The 17,173-nt window shown below is 59.6% G+C and carries 12 protein-coding genes; 1 reads left to right on the forward strand and 11 read right to left on the reverse strand.

Annotation, left to right across the window (positions count from 1 at the left end):
• Positions 1-71: 71 nt before the first annotated feature.
• From K7R21_RS17855 to K7R21_RS17880, 6 genes are all read right to left on the reverse strand, one after another.
• Positions 72-1,544, reverse strand: a complete 1,473-nt coding sequence (locus K7R21_RS17855; RefSeq protein ID WP_224984637.1) for a hypothetical protein — start codon at positions 1,542-1,544, stop codon at positions 72-74.
• 280 nt (positions 1,545-1,824) lie between these two features.
• Entirely contained in the window at positions 1,825-2,091 is a 267-nt protein-coding gene (locus K7R21_RS17860; RefSeq protein ID WP_224984638.1) for a hypothetical protein, read from the reverse strand.
• A 27-nt stretch (positions 2,092-2,118) separates the two neighbouring features.
• A complete protein-coding gene (locus K7R21_RS17865) occupies positions 2,119-2,397 on the reverse strand; it encodes a hypothetical protein (protein ID WP_224984639.1) in 279 nt (92 codons plus the stop codon).
• Between the two features lie 206 nt (positions 2,398-2,603).
• Positions 2,604-3,974 (reverse strand): porin, encoded by a 1,371-nt coding sequence (locus tag K7R21_RS17870; RefSeq protein ID WP_224984641.1) that lies wholly within the window; start codon positions 3,972-3,974, stop codon positions 2,604-2,606.
• Positions 3,975-4,318: 344 nt separating this feature from the next.
• On the reverse strand, positions 4,319-4,732 hold the full coding sequence (mce, locus tag K7R21_RS17875; protein ID WP_224984642.1) for a methylmalonyl-CoA epimerase: 414 nt from the start codon (positions 4,730-4,732) through the stop codon (positions 4,319-4,321).
• Between the two features lie 274 nt (positions 4,733-5,006).
• Positions 5,007-6,659 (reverse strand): acyl-CoA mutase large subunit family protein, encoded by a 1,653-nt coding sequence (locus K7R21_RS17880; RefSeq protein WP_224984643.1) that lies wholly within the window; start codon positions 6,657-6,659, stop codon positions 5,007-5,009.
• Positions 6,660-7,075: 416 nt separating this feature from the next.
• Here K7R21_RS17880 and K7R21_RS17885 point away from each other — a divergent pair, with 416 nt between their 5' ends.
• Entirely contained in the window at positions 7,076-7,279 is a 204-nt protein-coding gene (locus K7R21_RS17885; RefSeq protein ID WP_216497405.1) for a hypothetical protein, read from the forward strand.
• A 99-nt stretch (positions 7,280-7,378) separates the two neighbouring features.
• Here the strand turns inward: K7R21_RS17885 and K7R21_RS17890 are convergent, their stop codons facing one another.
• The 5 genes from K7R21_RS17890 to larA form a co-directional block, all read right to left on the reverse strand.
• Positions 7,379-10,276 carry an ATP-binding protein gene (locus K7R21_RS17890; protein WP_224984645.1) on the reverse strand — a complete coding sequence of 966 codons (2,898 nt, stop codon included), beginning with the start codon at positions 10,274-10,276 and terminating at the stop codon, positions 7,379-7,381.
• A gap of 140 nt (positions 10,277-10,416) precedes the next feature.
• On the reverse strand, positions 10,417-12,141 hold the full coding sequence (locus K7R21_RS17895) for an acyl-CoA carboxylase subunit beta (RefSeq protein ID WP_224984646.1): 1,725 nt from the start codon (positions 12,139-12,141) through the stop codon (positions 10,417-10,419).
• Positions 12,142-12,742: 601 nt separating this feature from the next.
• A complete protein-coding gene (locus K7R21_RS17900; protein WP_224984647.1) occupies positions 12,743-14,023 on the reverse strand; it encodes a (Fe-S)-binding protein in 1,281 nt (426 codons plus the stop codon).
• A gap of 110 nt (positions 14,024-14,133) precedes the next feature.
• Entirely contained in the window at positions 14,134-15,510 is a 1,377-nt protein-coding gene (locus K7R21_RS17905; protein ID WP_224984649.1) for an FAD-binding oxidoreductase, read from the reverse strand.
• 126 nt (positions 15,511-15,636) lie between these two features.
• Complete coding sequence (gene larA / locus K7R21_RS17910) at positions 15,637-16,917, reverse strand: nickel-dependent lactate racemase (RefSeq protein WP_224984650.1); 1,281 nt, start codon at positions 16,915-16,917, stop codon at positions 15,637-15,639.
• Positions 16,918-17,173 lie beyond the last annotated feature (256 nt).

Consider the following 17,173-nt stretch of genomic DNA (forward strand, 5'->3'; position numbering starts at 1 on the left):
AAAGGTGGCAAAAAACGAGGAATCGTAACAGTATGGCGGGGGGAAGTCAAGACATTCCCCCCGCCTAAAGGCTATTCGATACCCAGCACCCGCACCACACTGCCTCCCTTGCCGCCGAAGGTATCCTTCTGGGCCACTTCGAGGAGGACCAACTCCTTTGTGGCGGGGTTGTAGGAGTAGTCGGCGAGGTAGTTCTGGCTCTGCTTGGTACGCCACTTCTCTTCGAGGGAGGAGCCGTTCCAGGTGAAGTCGACCATGGAGTATTTCGAGTAGGAACGCAGGTTACCCATCACGAAGAAACCGGAGTTTTGCGGCACCAGGATTTCGCCCTTGTCGGTTACAGTGATTCGCTGCTCAAGGAAACGGGTGCGGAACGGATTCAAGTTGGCTCTTTCGTTTTCCCAATCCCTACGCTGAAAGTAGGTTTCGGAGCCGCCAAGCTTGTCGGAGCTTCTCCAGAGTTCCTCGCCGGTGTCCGAGTAGACCAGCAGGTATCCGCTTTCGCTGAACGCGGTCAGGTAGCTTTTGCCGGCCTGGTCGCGGAACAGGTTGAAGTTGAAGATGTTGGCGTAACGGGGCATCTTGATCGGGTTGCTGAGCTTCACGCCTTTGTCTACGATGCTCGCCTCGTACACGTCGCCGTAGAAGTCCTCGGTGCGTCCCATCTGCTGAGCGTAGAGTTTCTTGGGGCCACCATAGGCGGCCACAGCCCGGAACATGTAGGGGACCTCCTCCGCGACCAGCTTTAAGGTGTCGTTTTGCAGAGCGTAAATGCGGGAGGCGATGTTGTCGCGGTCCAGGATGGTGACAAAGATCAGTACCCGCCCGTTGGCTTCAGGGCCCATGGCGTCAATGGCGAGTATCTTCATATGGCCGGGGAGTGCCGCCTCGGCAACCAGCTGAAGCTTGGTCCCAGGGCGGTAGACGTGGATTCCGCTAGTGTCGGCGACTACGGCATCCTTGGTTCCCCAGGTGGCCACCCCGCTAAGGATGCCGGTGATGCGCTGGCTGATCCACCCCGGAGTCGTTTCGCTGTGCACGATTTCGGTGGAGGGCGCCTTGACTATCTCGTCGGAGGCGGCTTTTTTGATGATCTCTGCCTGGGGAGCCTTCACGGACACCTCGGGGACAGCGACTGCAGCAGCACCCTGCGGGTACTGTTTGGCGATGTCGCTTTTCAGTTTGCCCGAGACCTTCCCCACGGCGGGAATCAGCACATCCATGCTCTCGCCCTGCTCGAAAGCGGTGGAAAGCATTTTACCGCTGGAGCTTTTTGCTATGGCATCGAGACTGAACATCTTGCCGAAGGTGGCATAACTTCCGGAGACTATCACGTCCGCCTCCGCGGCCGTGTCGACGGTCACGATTCCGTCGCCTGCCAGGCGGGTAGCCAAAAGACGCTGCAGTGTGGCTTTCAGGTTGCCGCTGTCGGGGGATGAAACGGTGAACTCGGCGATATAGGCGCGGATGGTGCCGGCTGATGCAGCAACGGCCATGAGCAGCGTGCCCAGAAGAACCAGGGTGGCGAATATTGGTCTTTTCATTGATTGCTCCGCTTTTTGGGTGGTTTAAGTCGCGGAATTATCGCAGAGCATTCCTCATTAGTCAAACGGTTTCATGCCGTGATGGTGCTTGTAGTGCACGTTGAGAGGAAGCCGGAACTGGATGGACGGGCACGGTGGGTGCTGGTTAAGCGAAGCCTCGTTTTTTATTGTGCTAAAGGGGGCGGTGGCGTGGTTGAAGTGGAGGCGGAGACGAAAAAACCCCGCGTTGGGAAGCGGGGTTTTTTCGTATAGGTGGTGGGGGGATCTGCTTGTCACGGCGCTAACGCCCAGGCTTCTCCATATCATGCAACATTTGTTGAGTCTCGGTCAGTTTCTCCTGCAGCTGCTTAAGCTCTTGAGGGGTGTACACCCGCGTCCCTTTCTCGATTTCTTGGTTCAGTCGCTGTATCCGCTTGTAAATGTCGTCAACCTGGTCCACGCAATTTTTGGATGCCAGGAGGCACTCGTCTTTGGTCTCTGCAAAAGACGGTGCGGCAGCGGTAACAGTAGCGATACTTAGTGCGGCAAACATGAGGATAACTCTCATAGTCTTCCCTCCCCCTGGTTCAATCGCCTATTTGCCCCCATGAAGTTCGATACTTCTTAACAGATCCTGCGTCTCAGCAAGTTTGGTCTGCAACCTCTTCAGCTCGTCCTTGGTGTAGACCCTGTTCCCTTTTTTAATCTCGGCGTCCAGCTTGTTGACCCGTTTGTAAATGTCGTCAACCTGGGTGATGCAGTTTTTGGAGGCAAGTAGGCATTCGTCCCTGTCGCTTTGCGCCGTCTGGCCGATGGCCGGCACAACTGAACACCAGAGAAGTGCTGCTGACAACATAAAGGTCGCCTTGTTCATAGTGTTCTCCTTTTTTAGTGAAATATAATGAACCAGGGTATTAAAGCATCATTGGCCGAGTTGTCAAACTGGGGGGGACAGGTTTGTCGTGGTGCAGAAGTGGCTAGAAAGCGAAGACCTTGCAGGGGGGGACGCAAAAACGCCGGAGATTGCTCTCCGGCGTTTTTGTCATGACAACAGTTGGTACGTCAGCCGTGGGGCGACGATTAGAAGGTGTAGTTCAGCTGTACGGCGGTCAGGTACGGGTTGGTAGCGTCAGCTTTGCCGAACGGCAGCAGGGTACCGGTCTTCTTGTTAACACCATCACCCAGTACCAGGTAAGCGCCGGTGAGGCTCGCGGTCAGGTTGTCGTATACCTTGTAGCCGACAGTCGCGTTAACCTCGGTGCCGATGGAGGAGCTGTTAGCGGTGCCTTTCTTGGCAACCTGTGCATAGCCGACGTTGGCGTTGGCGAATACCTTGCCCGAAGCGATCTCGTAGCCGCCGAAGAAGCCGAGGAGGCCCCTGTCACCTTTGGTCAGGTCGGTGCCGCCGATCGCGGTCGAGGAGTTGATGGTCTGGCCGTTACGAATCAGCAGCCACATGTTGGACGGGTTGTAGTAGGAGACGGAGCCGTCGGTAGCAAGCTGGCGGAAGGACTTGAAGTCACCGGTGGTCTTGTCATTGCCGGAGAGGTAGAGTACCGCAGCGTTGACTTTACCCGGGCCGACGTTCACTTTGGCGATGGCAGAACCTGCCCATGCGCTCAGGTTGCGGCCAGCTGCGTAATCACCGAACTGGTATGCGGCGAACGCGGTCAGGTTGGCCGGGCCGACCTGGGCGTTGGCGTTCGCGCCGACCATGTGCAGCAGTTCGTAGGTAGCGGTGGGGTAAGCGATGTTGGCATTGGCGCTTTTGTCGTTCTGGACGTTGTAGTAGGAGGCGCCGACGGTGAGGTCCTTGTTTACTGCAAACTTGCCGTCAACCATGATCAGGTCGAGGGACTCTTTGCCGGGAAGAACTTCGCTGCCTGCAGAGCTGCCAGCTGCCTTGAAGTTGTTGTCGCCGAGGCGGAACCAAGCGAGGGTCGGGGTGAAAGCGCCAGCTTTGGCGGAAGCAACAACACCGGTGCCGTCCCAAGCGCCGAACACACCCTGGTAGGCGTCGCTCATCGGCTGGATACCTACCTTCATGTTCACCGGGGTCTCGGGAACGTTGAAGTCAAGGTAGACGTTCTTGGTTTCGAGGCTGATCCTGTCTGCGTCAAGAGCACCGGCGTCGCCGGCGGGATACTTGCCGGAGGCAGTCGTGGTGTTCTGGCCGCCAAAGCGGGCATCGAGCTCGAAGTGGGTAACCAGCTTGAGGTTGTCGTTCGCTTTCGCGATGTACATGATGCGAGCCCTTTGCTCGGCGTAGAACGTGGACTTGGCGTCCTTGTCGAGGTTGAAGGTACCCCCACCGGTCTCAGCGTTGGTCTGGAATGCGAAGACCCTGTACAACCCGTGGAACTCGTTCTCCAGCGCCATTGCCGGAACGGCGGTTGCTGCGCTCAGAGCGCTGACGGCTGCGAATGCAAGCAATTTCTTTTGAAAACTCATCGTCTACCTCCTGGTTTGTTTTGTTACAACGCGATTGAAGTTCCTGCTGTACTGTCAATTCGCCACATGGCGAAGGTGCAGTCTCACTATAAAGAAAGAGCTCTTAAGTCAACCGCTGCTAATGAGCAGGGTGGAGTCAAGAGCTCTTTTGTGTGATCCTCGGGCTGTTTTGAGTCAGCAATATTGTCTCCCCATCTTTTGCGTAGAGGGTCTCGCAGATCAGCCAGTACAGCCTATCCCAATGAGCAAACCGCTGTTATATAAAACTGAGGCCACTATATAATTTTTCAAACAAATGTCAACAGAAAAAAACTTCGCTCATTAGATATAAGAACACGCATATTTTAGTGAGTGTCCTCGGGCACCTCACACAGCTCAGTCAGCACGCCGTTACTGCTCTTGGGGTGCAGGAACGCGATGCGGGCCCCGTGCGCGCCGTTTCTGGGGGCGGCGTCAATCATCCTGGTGCCGCCGGCGATGAGTCTCGCGATTGTGGCTTCAATATCCTGCACTCCGTAGGCTACGTGGTGCACCCCGGGACCGTTCTTCTCGAGGAACTTGGCCACCGGGCTTTCCGAAGAGGTCGGTTCGAGAAGTTCTATCTTGGACTCTCCGATGGAGAGAAAGGCAACTTTTACTAGCTGGCTAGGTACCTCTTCGATACCGGAGAAGTTCATTCCGAGCGTGTCACGATAAAAAGGAAGCGCTTCTTCAATAGATGTAACGGCTACGCCAAGGTGGTTGATCTTCGTGAGCATGTCTTTTCCCCTGATGACTGCGTCAGAAAGTTCCTGACGGTGGCAGATAATATCGAATAAATTTAAAAATGCAAGTAACGGTAATGAAAAAGTTACTTTACAGATGGGTGGCAGTTCGTGAAAAACGCTATGAGTGAGTGGAATGGGATGTAACGCGGTGAGTCTATTGTTGTGAGAGAAACTGCATTGCGATGAAAAGAGCGATGCCTTGCAACGTGATGGTTCCTGCCGGAACGAACAGTGCCGTTCCGGCAGGAACTTGCCGCGCTTATTTTTAAAGCACCACTGTCTCCCTGTGCACGCCAAATACGCCGCGCATCACGTTGGCGATTTCGCCCAAGGTGGCGTAGCTTTTCACCGCGTCAAGGATGTACGGCATGAGGTTCTCGCTTCCCTTGGCCGCCTGCTCCAGCGCCTTCAGGGTGGTCTCCACCCGGGCGGCGTCGCGCTTGCCCTTCATGGCGGCGAGGGCCTGCTTCTGCTTGACTTCCACCTCGTCGGTGACCTTCAACAGCCCCTGCGGAGCGCCTTCCTCCACGGTGAACTTGTTGACGCCGACGATGATGGTTTCGTCCTTCTCGATGGAACGCTGGTAGGCGTACGCCGAATCCTGGATCTCCTTTTGCTGGAAGCCGCGAGATATCGCCTCGACCGCGCCCCCCAGTGTGTCGATCTTTTCGATGTAGGCCATGGCCTGCTGCTCGATCTGGTCGGTGAGTGACTCGACCAGGAAGGAGCCGGCCAGCGGGTCGATAGAATCGGCGACGCCGGACTCGTAGGCGATGACCTGCTGGGTCCTCAGCGCGATGCGCACCGACTCCTCGGTGGGGAGCGCCAGTGCTTCGTCGCGGGAGTTGGTGTGCAGCGACTGGGTGCCGCCCAGCACGGCGGCCAGCGCCTGCAGGGTAACGCGCATGATGTTGTTGTCGGGCTGCTGCGCGGTCAGGGTGCACCCAGCGGTCTGGGTGTGGAAGCGCAGCATCTGGGAGCGCGGGTCCTTGGCGCCGAAACGCTCGCGCATGATGCGGGACCACATGCGGCGGGCGGCGCGGAACTTGGCCACTTCCTCCAGCAGGTTGTTATGAGCGTTGAAGAAGAAGGCCAGGCGCGGAGCGAACTCGTCCACGTCGAGCCCCGCCTTGACCGCCGCCTCGACATAGGCGATGCCGTCGGCCAGGGTGAAGGCGACTTCCTGCACCGCGGAAGAGCCGGCCTCGCGGATGTGGTAGCCGGAGATGGAGATCGTGTTCCACTTGGGGACGTTGTCCTTGCAGTAGGCGAATATGTCGGTGATGATGCGCATCGACTCCTTGGGCGGGTAGATGTAGGTGCCGCGCGCCATGTACTCCTTGAGGATGTCGTTTTGGATGGTGCCGGAGATCTTGTCAGGGGTTACACCCTGCTTCTCGGCCACCGCGATGTACATGGCCAAAAGGATCGAGGCGGTGGAGTTGATGGTCATCGAGGTGGAGACCTTGTCCAGCGGGATGCCGTCGAAGAGAACTTCCATGTCCGCCAGGGAGTCGATGGCGACCCCGACCTTGCCCACCTCGCCGCGGCTCATGGACGCATCCGAATCGTAGCCCATCTGGGTGGGGAGGTCGAAGGCGATGGAGAGGCCGGTCTGGCCGGCGGAAAGCAGGTACTTGTAGCGCTCGTTGGACTCCGCGGCGTTACCGAAGCCGGCATACTGGCGCATGGTCCAGAACCTGCCGCGGTACATGGTCGGCTGCACCCCGCGGGTGAACGGGAACTGGCCCGGGAAGCCCAGGTTCTCCTCGTAGCCGGGGTAGTCGAACTGTGGGGCGTAGCAACGCTCCAGTTCGTTGTCGGAACTGGTCTTGAAGGAGTTCCTGCGCTCGGGCGCCTTGGCCATGCTCTTCTCTACGGTTGCCTGCCATGCCTGTTTCTTTTCAGAAATGCTCATGTTGCTCTCCTGGCGGTACGAAATGGTGATAACAGAATGAAGGTTTTGGAAGACGACTTTTGTTTACGCTAAATTTCCGGGAAATGGAATTATTTTTTCTTAACCGTCAACGCGTAGTGTTGCTGCAACCTGCCTTGGTGCTGTTTTATTTTTATAATACCGGTCTAAATCAGATCATACACCTAAAATCAGCAGTTTACGCGGGGATGGCTGCGGTGCGCCATCGATGGCTGTTTTATTTTGGACACAAAATTTAAAATCCTGATTTGTCATACAAAACAGGGTGAATTTTGTAACATAATGTTTTACCAGTGCTTTTGCCGTTTTTTCTCTTGTAAAACAACTGCGACGCTCATATATTTCTTGGCGACCAAAAAAAACATGAGCGCCCCGCAGTGGGCAAGAGGAGAACGCAGATGCAATGCCCGGTATGTAAGAACGACGAACAAAACGCCATGGACCTCCGCTCCGGTGCTTTCAACGAGGACCTCAAGGAATGCCCCACCTGCGGCACCACCTGGTCCGTCAACCACGGCATGATGGCCATAGTGAAGGACCCGCTGGCCGATTCCTTCCTGGAGGCGCTCTCCTCCGACAACATCTGCTTCGCGGCGGCGTAGCCACTACAAAAAAATAACTGACCCGGCTTTCAGGGCGGGGTCAGCGAATGATCAGAGGGCTCCGGATGTCACCATCCGGAGCCCTTTGTGCGTCTTGGCCTAGAGCACCGCCTTCAGGTACTCGGAGGTCAGGGAGCGCTTTTCCTTCTCCAGCGCATTCACGTCCACTTCGACGAATTTCTCGTCCGGGGTGACCTTGAACAGCGGCTGTCCCTTGGAGACGATGGTGCCGTCGCCGGAGGTGACCAGCATCTTGTCGATGGTGCCGGCAAAGGGAGCATACACCTTGTTGAACATCTTCATGACCTCGATGATGTACAGCGGCTGCCCCTTGTCGAAGTGCATCCCCTCGTAGACGAAGGGGGGCATGCCCGGTGCTTCCTGGCCGTAGTACATGCCGCCGCAGACGGCGACGATCTCGTCGGCCTTGGTTGCCGGCGGCGGGACCAGGATCTTCTTCATGCGCGCCTGCAGATCCGGATCGGTGAGGTACTCCGGAATGGTGATCTCGAGGTCCTCCTCCACGCGCAGGTCCCAGAACTTGGTGTTCTGACCCACCAGGAACAGCATGCCCAGAAGCTCCAGGCCGGCCTCGTAGCCGAAGTGGGCGGAACGGATCTGCTGCCAGGTGTCGGCGTCGAAGCCACCCTGCGGCTCCTCCTTGTTGACGATCTCGTTCAGGGTGAAGTACTCGTCGCGGGCCAGACCGAAATGCTCGCGCAGGGTCCTGGAGAAGCGCAGCGCCTGCTGCAGCAGTTCGTTGTCGTGGCTCCAGATGATCTCGGCCGCCGGCTTGTGCGGGCGGTGGTTCATGTGCAGGTACTCGTAGGTCTCGTTGAGGACCCCTACCGGATTCCTGAGCCACACCACCTTGCCGTTGTCGATGCGGAAGTTCTTGGTGTTGATGGAGAGCCAGCCGGAGAGCAGGTGCGGGTCACCCAGGAGTCGCTCGATGGGACGGATGATCAGGGTCCCCTTGCGATCCAGAAGCGATGACATGTTCTTGGCTTCCTTGGCCTGGACGTCGGCCTCGGCGTAGGCCTCGGAGACGCGCTTGGCGTAGTGCTTCTTCATCTGCAGGAAGGCGTAGACCGGGTCGAGCTTGTTCGCCTCTTCCTTCAGGGTCCCGACCAGGGTCAGGTAGGGGACCACGAAGCGGGTGGTCGGCTTGGCCATGACGTTTCTGCCCAGGAACCAGTTCACCAGGCCGTAGTGGAACTCGAGGTTGGTGGCGAGGTCGGAGCCGCGCAGGGTGGTGGCGCGCAGTACCTCGGACATCTTGTCGTAGCTGGTCTTCCTGTCCTCACCGGTGGTGAGCAGCAGGGCGATGTTGGAGTCGTAGGCGCCGGCCACCTTGTACTTCATGAAGATGCCGGTGTCGGGGTTCACCATGCTGATCCCCTGGTCGTCGCGGATCTCGCCTTCGATCGGCTTGGACCAGTAGCGGATCATCCCCCCCGCATGCGGGGAAAGGGAGGCGTCGGTGGCGTTCAGGCGCGCCTCGACGGCGGCGTTCATGCGCACCATGCGCTGCGGCTTGGGCACCCGCTTCTTGTGGCGGGCCAGGATGGCCATGGCTTCCACCAGGCTCTCTACCACGAAGAAGTCGTTGGCGTCCTCCGGGTTCACGAACTTGAGCGCGTAGCAGAGCTCGGTAACGCGGTGCTCCACCTGGATCCTGGTGTTGACCTCCATGAAATAGTGGCGGTCGCGGTCCACGATGCACTCGAAGGTGGAGGCGGAGTCAAGTCCCACCGCCTTGCCGAAGCGCTCGGATTCCTCTTCCATCCTCTTCAGGACCTTGAGGTCGCTCTCGAGGGCCTTCACCTCGGCCTTGCGGCCGGCGATCTTGGCTTCCTCGATGGCGGTCATCAACCCTTCCTGGGTCACGGACACCTCGAGGAGCTTCTGCTCGTGCATCTGCAGGGAGCAGTCGCGGCCGCCCAGTGCGATGCACCAGTCGCCGTTGCCCAGCAGCTGGATCTCGTTGTGCCGGGTCTGCTCGATATTGAGCTCGACCAGGACGTTCTTGTTGTCGCCCACGCCGTTAGCCTTGACCTCGTTCAGGATCTCGCGCACGAGGCCCGGGGCCTCGGAAGCCGCCTTGGCGATGTCTGCGTCGGAAGCGTTCTTCTTGGTGAGCAGATCGGCACCCAAAAGGCGCTGGCCCTTGCCGCCGCCGCCGCCGATGGCTTTGAGGCGGACGCGGGACTGCGGGTGCTTCTTCAGCATGGCGGCGCACTCGGCCTCGACCTGGGCGCAGAGCTCCTCGATGGAGAAGAGGTCGATCCCCTTGTTGTAGGAGGCGTAGAGGATGTGGTCGGCGAGGTCCTCCAAGGAGAGCTTCTCGTCGGCGAGCACCTTGGCGTCGCACTCGAGCCCGTCGGAGGCGACCAGGGCCAGGAGCTTCTCGCGGCTGCCGTGCTTTTTCACCAGGGTGCGGGCGGTGACGTTGTCGATACCGGGGGTGACGGAGACGTTGACCGAGAGTGCGGTCCTTTTCGCCTCGTCCTTCTTGCCGGCGCCGGTCTGGGTGGCGGCGCAGGGGCCGATGAAGTTGAGGCCGGCCTTCTCGATGGCGCCGACGAACTCGTCGTCCTCGGCCATGAAGCCGTAGCCGGCGAAGATGGAGTCATAGCCGTTGTCCTTGGCGATGCTTATGATCTGGTGGATGCGCTCGACGCGCTCCTCCTTGCTGGCGCCAGTGTAGTCGGGCACGCGGTGCACGCGGGTGGAGTCGGTCAGGGTGCGCAGCTCAGGGGCCAGGGCGTTCGGGTAGACGATGGAATCCTTCTCGGAGAGCAGGATGCCGTAGTGGGTAATCCCCATTTCCTGGTAGACGTCCATTGCCTCCTTACGGATCGGGCCGCGGCAGACGATGAGCGGCTTGAGATCTTCGCAGGCGAAGGAGCGGACCCACGCGGACGGGGACAGGGACAGCCTGCGGTCCCGGTGGATCATCGGGTTCTTGGTGTATATTTCAGACGTGTGTGCCATCGTTTTCATCTCCGTTACGTTATAAAGCGCGGACGAGGGGCGGGCGCCTTGGTTTGCCAGAGCACCCTGCCCGAACCCTGCCGTCTCGGAAGCGAGGCTCCCCCCCTGCGCAATTCCAATTCCCATATCAGTAGTCGCCATTAGTGGAACTCCCTTTGTACGGCCTGCATCGGGCCCGCTTTGTAGTGGCGGAGGAAGAAGTTCATGTTCTCGCCCAGGACCTTCCTCAGGTCGGTCGGCATGACCAGCGAGGAGATGGAGCCCAGAGAGAGCGCCTCTTTCGGATTCATCAGCTCTTTCTCGTAGCGGGTGTTGAGGAGTGCCTCCTCGGCCTTGAGCCAGTCTGCGGCTTCCTTCTCGGCGTCGGCCTTGGCGAGTTCCGGCTTGACCCCGGCGTCGACACGCTCCTGGGTACCGCGCTTGACGCGCTCGATGACGGCGTTCCTGATCTTTCTCAGCTCGTCCTTGTAGACGAATTCCTTGCCTGCCGGCCCCATGACCGCGAGACGAGTGGTGGGGAGGGCGAGCACCAGGTCGGCGCCGGTCGGGTAGTTGTTGTAGGAAGCGTAGGCGCCGCCGTAGGCGTTCCTGAGGATCAACAGGATGCGCGGGGTACGGATGTCGACGATGGAGTCGAGCATGGCGCGGCCGGCCTGGACGATGCCGCGGGCCTCCTGCTCGCGACCCGGCAGGAAGCCGGTGGTGTCTTCCATGAAGATCATCGGGATGTTGTAGATGTTGCAGAAGCGGTTGAAGCGCGCGATCTTGTAGGCCGCGTCGCAGTCGATCTGGCCGGAGTCGACGGCGGAGTTGTTGGCGACGAAGCCGACCACGTTGCCGCCCAAGCGGCCGAAGGCGGTGACGACGTTGCGGGCGCGGTCGCGCTGCATCTCGAAGTAGTCGCCGTGGTCACAGATCTGCTGGATGATGATGGAGACATCGAACGGCGTGTTGAAACCGGTCGGTGAGTTGAAGGCCTTCTTCAGGAGGGTATTGATCTCCCAGGTCTTACGGTCGAGGGGATCGCTGGTCTCCTGGTAGGGGGCCATCACCGAGTTGTTGTCGGGGATGTAGTTGAGGAGCATGATCGCGGTCCTCAGCGCACCGACCTCGTCCTCGACGGTCAGGTCGGCAACGCCGGACTGCCCGTGCACCTTGGGTCCGCCCAAGTCCTCCGGGGTGACATCCTCGCCGAGCACGCTTTTTACGACACCCGGGCCGGTGAGACCGAAGAAGGTGTCTTTGGGCTGGATCACGAAGCTGCCCTGGCGCGGCAGGTAGGAGCCGCCGCCGGCGTTGAAGCCGAACATGCACATGATGGAGGGGACCACACCGGAGATTTTCCTGAGCGCGGTAAAGGCCTCGGCGTAGCCGTCCAGGCCGCCCACGCCCGCCGGGACGAAGGCGCCGGCGGAGTCGTTCATGCCAATGACCGGGATCCCCTTCTCACCCGCCATGTAGAAGAGACGGGCCAGCTTGTTGCCGTTGGTTGCGTCCATGGAGCCGGCACGTACGGTGAAGTCGTGGCCGTACACTGCGACGTCGCGGCCGTGGATGTTCAGGATGCCGGTCACCAGCGAGGCGCCGTCCAGGTTCTTGCCCCAGTTCTGGAACAGGATGTTGGGCTCGCACTCGGTCAGGACGCGGATCCTCTCCCATACGGTCATGCGCTTTTTAAAGTGCTGTTTCTCGATCTGGTCGATGCTCACCGACTTGATGGGGCGCTGGATCAGGTCATAACCTTCCTTCATCGCCTCCTCATAGCCGCCCGTGGCGCGGGAAATCTCGCCGGGGATGTTGAACTCGACCTTCTCTGCTACGTCAAACGGATTCTTCAAAGAGGGCTTGATCATTTTATTCGACATTGTTGGCATCCTTCCGGGCTTTGGGATTTTGCATCTCGTTGCGGGGTGCTGCGCAGTTCATCTACTTCCTCCTGGCGTTGATATTAAAAAAGTGTTGCGAAAGTTGGTCAGTTAGCGAAAACGTCAACCTCCGGACGGTGAAAAACGCCGTTCCTCGTGGAGGACTTTTTTAGTCTCCCTGAATGCGGAGGGCAAGGAGACGGTGGCCGCCGGTAGCCAGGGGATGCAGGGTCCTGGGGCGCCGGAGGGCAGATGCTGCTCTATTGCAGGTATTTAGCGAATCTGAAGGGGGCGTGACGCTAAGAAAGGTACTTTGGGCCGGGCGGAAAGATCGTTCTTCGTGTATCGAACAGTTCCCGAAATTTCATTTTGACTAAATGTCGTTTCGGGCTGATTTAACCTGGCCTGGGTGCGCCGCAATGGCTAATGAGACCTAGTAAAACGAACTATTGTTTTACTTTTTAGGCGCGTACCCTTCATAAGGTTTTGCTTGGCTTTTGTCAATAAGAAAAAGAGTGTATACAGGCAAAGTACCGGAAATACGTAGGGTTCTAAAGCGGGGCTAAAAAGGAGGGGGGAGGCGGCTGACAGGGGTTACCTGTCAGCGCCTGATTTTGCGGGCCAGAAGCTCGACGGTATGCAATACCCTCGTTTTATCTCCTGCCTGTTTTAGGCCGTCGGACAACTGCATGATGCAGCCGGGGCAGCCGGTGACCACGGCGTCGGCGCCGGTATCGATGATGGCCTTGCTCTTGCCGGCGTTGATGTCCAGGGAGCTCTCGTAGTGGTAGACGTTGAAGGTGCCACCCAGGCCGCAGCAGCGGTCAGCGCCTTCCATCTCCACCAGGTCCAGCCCCGGGGTTTCCTTGAGCAGGGTGCGCGGCTGCTTGGCGATGCCGGCGGTCCTGTGGTGGCAGGGGTCGTGGTAGGTGACGCGCAGGCGCTGGCCGGTACCCGTTTCCTCGGGATGGAGCCCGAGTTTCTGCAGGAGCACCGCCGCATCCACTGTTTTATCCGCCACTGCCTGGAGCCGGGCCTTCAGCTCCGGGTTCCTCTTTCCTATTACGAGCGGGTAGAGCTTGTGCAGCGCACCGCCGCAGGTGGCGCAGGCGGTCATGACGTAGTCGGCCTGGTGCTTCTCTATGGCGGCCAGGTTCTGTTCCGCCAGTTCGCGCACCGTCTCCAGGTCGCCGCCGGACATGCCGGGAAGGCCGCAGCACTGCTGTCCCTGCGGGATGATCACGGTGCAGCCCAGGTGACGGAACAGCGCCAGCGTCGCCTCGCCGATCTCGGTATAGACGAAGTTGGTCATGCATCCGACGAAGAAGACAATGGTCGGCTTGCCCGGCTCGCCCTTGATGATTTCGGGATGCCGTTTCATAAACGGCTTCTTGGCGATCTGCGGGATGTGACGGCTACCGCCGATGAACGGCATCGGGAACCGGAGCCTGAGCCCCGAGGTGCTGGGGACCTTTCTGAAGAAGACGGGGCCAAAGATGGCGGCGGCGAGGGCGCCAAAGTTCATCAGCTTGCGGTTCTTGATCACCTGCCCCACGGCCTTGTGGAAGGTGGTGAGGCCGCGCCGCTGCGCCAGGGCCTCGCGGGCGGCGATAACGATCTCGTCGGTGGGGACCTGGTTCGGGCACTTGTCCACGCAGCTGCCGCACAAAAGGCACTTGGACATGGCCGAGTAGGTACCGTCGTCGAGGGTGATGTCACCCTTTACCAGGTGCTGGGCCAGGGCGACCTTGCCACGCGCCGTAGCCGGCTCGCGCTGGAAGGTGCCGAAGGCGGGGCAGTTGGCGCGGCAGGCGCCGCACTTCACACATTTCTTCATCTCTTGAGCTACCCGCTCGAGCGGGTCGGTGTGCTTCTTGGTCATGCCTTGATCTCGCTTGTCGTCACAATGGGAGTTATGGGAGCTATGGGAAACATGGAAGTCATGGGAACGCTAGCTCGTTGTCCATTGCCCATCTTAATTGTTAATTGCCGTTACGGCAGCATCTTGCCGGGGTTGAGGATGTTGTTCGGGTCCAGGGCGGCTTTGATGGACTTCATGGCCGTTATCTGGTCGGCGTTCAGCTCCAGGGGGATGTAGGGCTGCTTGGCAAGGCCCACGCCGTGCTCGCCGGACATGGTGCCACCCAGGTCCAGCGCGGCCTGGAACACTTCCTTGATTGCCTCGTGCGCCTTCTCCAGTTGCCCCGGCACGCTCTTGTCGATCATGATGTTGACGTGGATGTTGCCGTCGCCGGCATGACCGAAGTTGACGATGGGGATGTCGTAACGCTTCTGGATCAACTCGATGCGCCGGATCACGTCGGGCACCTTGCTTCTTGGCACCACGATATCCTCGTTAAACTTGTCCGGGTTCACGTCGCGCAAGGACGGGGACACCAGGCGGCGCACCCGCCACAGCTCCTCGCTCTCGGCCGCATCCTTGGCCACCCGGAACTGCACCAGCCCCAACGGCTCGATCAGCTTGTGGATCTGGCCGGCCTGCTTCTCGATCAGGTCGCGGTCGCCGTCCACCTCGATCAGCAACACCGCCCGGGCGCTCTCGGGCATGCCCAGGTTGAAGCGGCGCTCGACGCAGGTGAGGGTGGCGTGGTCCATGAACTCCAGCGTGGTCGGGATGATCTTGTTCTTGATGATGGTGGAAACCGCGCGCGCCGCGCCGTCGATGGAATCGAACACGGTGAGCATGGTCTTCTTCGAGTCGGGGTAGGGGAGGAGCTTGAAGATGATCTTGGTGATGATCCCGAGCGTCCCCTCTGAGCCGCACAGAAGCTTAGTCAGGTCGTAGCCAACCACGCCCTTCACGGTCTCCCCGCCGGTGCGGATGATGGCGCCGGTCGGCAGTACCACTTCGAGCCCCATGACGAAGTCCTTGGTGACGCCATATTTGACCGCGCGCGGACCGCCGGCGCACTCGGCGACGTTGCCACCCAGGGTGGAGAACTTAAGTGAGGCGGGATCGGGGGGATAGAAGAGTCCCAGTTTCTCGACCTCCATCTGGAAAGCCTCGGTCACCACACCCGGCTCGACCTCGGCCACCAGGTTGTCGGTGTCGATCCTGAGGATGCGGTTCATCCTGGTGGTCACCAGTACCACGCCGCCCCCCTTAGGGAGGGCTCCGCCGGTGAAGCCGCTGCCGGCGCCTCTCGGGAAAACGGGGAAGTTTTCCTTGTTGGCCAGCTGCAGGATTTTGGATACCTGCTCGGCGCTGTCCGGGTGCACTACGGCGTCGGGCAGGAACTCCATCTGGGTGGCGTCGTAGCCGTAGCAGATCAGGTCCTGTACACCGGTGGCGATGTTCTCGGCCCCGACGATATCGGTAAGTTGCTGAAGGGTGCGTGCGTCTAGCATCTAGTAGTCTTCCTTTCGTCCATGGCTCCTCCCCCTGGAGGGGGGAGGTCGGGTGGGGGGCATAAGAAAGTTATCCCCCTCCCTGTCCCTCCCCCTCCGGGGGCGGGGACATTTGGGTAGCTGTCTTTATGTCTGTAGCATCGGCAGTACCGTCCCCCCTTCAGGGATCAGGTACGCCTTGTAGTCATCCGGGAGCATCGGAGCTGCCAGCGCCAGCGCCTCGTCCAGCGTGGCGGCGGGGATCATCCCCATGGTGCGCACCTCTTCCGCCGGGAGCTTGGATACCAGCACGATCCTGAAACGCTCGGCTTTCTCCTTCACCGACCAAGCGGTCTGGCCGTTGATCTCGTAGCGCTTCCTCAAGGCCGATTCCAGCTCGGCGCAGGTCGCATAGCTGAACCAGTTGAAGAAGGTGGCGTTGCCGTAGCCGTCGCGGCACTCGGCGAGCAGGATCATGACCCCGCCCGGCTTGAGCGCCCGACTGGCGTACGCCATCGACTTGTGGGCCTGGATCAGGTTGATGTCCTTGGGGTAGCCCCCGCAGGAAACGATGACCAGGTCGCCCTGCTCGTCGATGGGAGCGGAAAACGTGTCGTTGTAGAAGCGGCACCCGGCCAAGTGCGCCTCCTGCCAATCGCCGGCGAAGGCGGCGATGATCTGCTTGTCCGGGCCGAGCACCGTGTTCAGGATAAAGTCTGGGGCAACCATGCCGCAGGCTTCCAGCATCGCTTCGTGGACCGGGTTCCCCTCCAGGTTACCGGCCACTGCCTTCGGGTGCCTGCCGCTCCCCTCGTCCGGGTTCAGCAGTGAAAAGTGGCTCGCCATGCAGCTCTTGCGACTGGAGACCCCGGGAAGGATGCTCTTGCGCCCGCCGCCGAATCCCGCGAAATAGTGAAAGGTGACGGCGCCGGTCAGGATGAGGCGGTCCGCCTCGGTCACCCTGCGGTTTACCTCCACCGGCACACCCCGCTGTGTGTCGCCCAGGTAAACCAGTTCTCCGGGGTCGTCGCAGTCGTGGTCGGTCACCTTGATCCTGCCGTACAACTCCCCAACGATCTTCTTGTGCTCGGCCGGGGTCTGCTTACGATGGATCCCCAGGGCGACGACGATCTCGATGTCCCGGTCCTTGATGCCGACGGAGTTGAGCCGTGAGACCAACAGGGGAAGGTAGACCTCGCTGCCGGTGGGACGGGTCACGTCGGAGGTGACGATGACGACGCGGTCGCCGGGGGCAAAGATCGCCAGGAAATCGGTGCAGCCGTCGAGTGCGCACTCGACCAGCTCGACCGGTGTTCCCTGCCGCTGGAAAGGGCGGGGGCTCAGCACGGAAAGGAGATGTTCCGGGGCAAGCTGCAGAGGATAGCTGTGATCGCCGCATTTAAGATCAAGCATCGCGTTATGATACATATTCGACCTCCGATACGCAACTGTTTACCAGATCAAAATGGCTGGATAAGGAATGGAAGTGACAGGCTTAGATAATGACACAAAGAGCGGCAGGGGAAAGAGAAGGCAGGAAGAATGATTATTCGCCCCCCAGGAGTGCCAGAGCGTGTTCTGCCTTGGCTCAGGTGCGGGCACACAGGTTCTGCGGGAGCAGACGTATGTGTCGCCGAGACGAAGTATACGAGTAAAAGTGAAAATATTTTAAGAAATTGCTGTT

The organism is Geomonas agri (assembly GCF_020179605.1).
Classification (GTDB): Bacteria; Desulfobacterota; Desulfuromonadia; order Geobacterales; family Geobacteraceae; genus Geomonas; species Geomonas agri.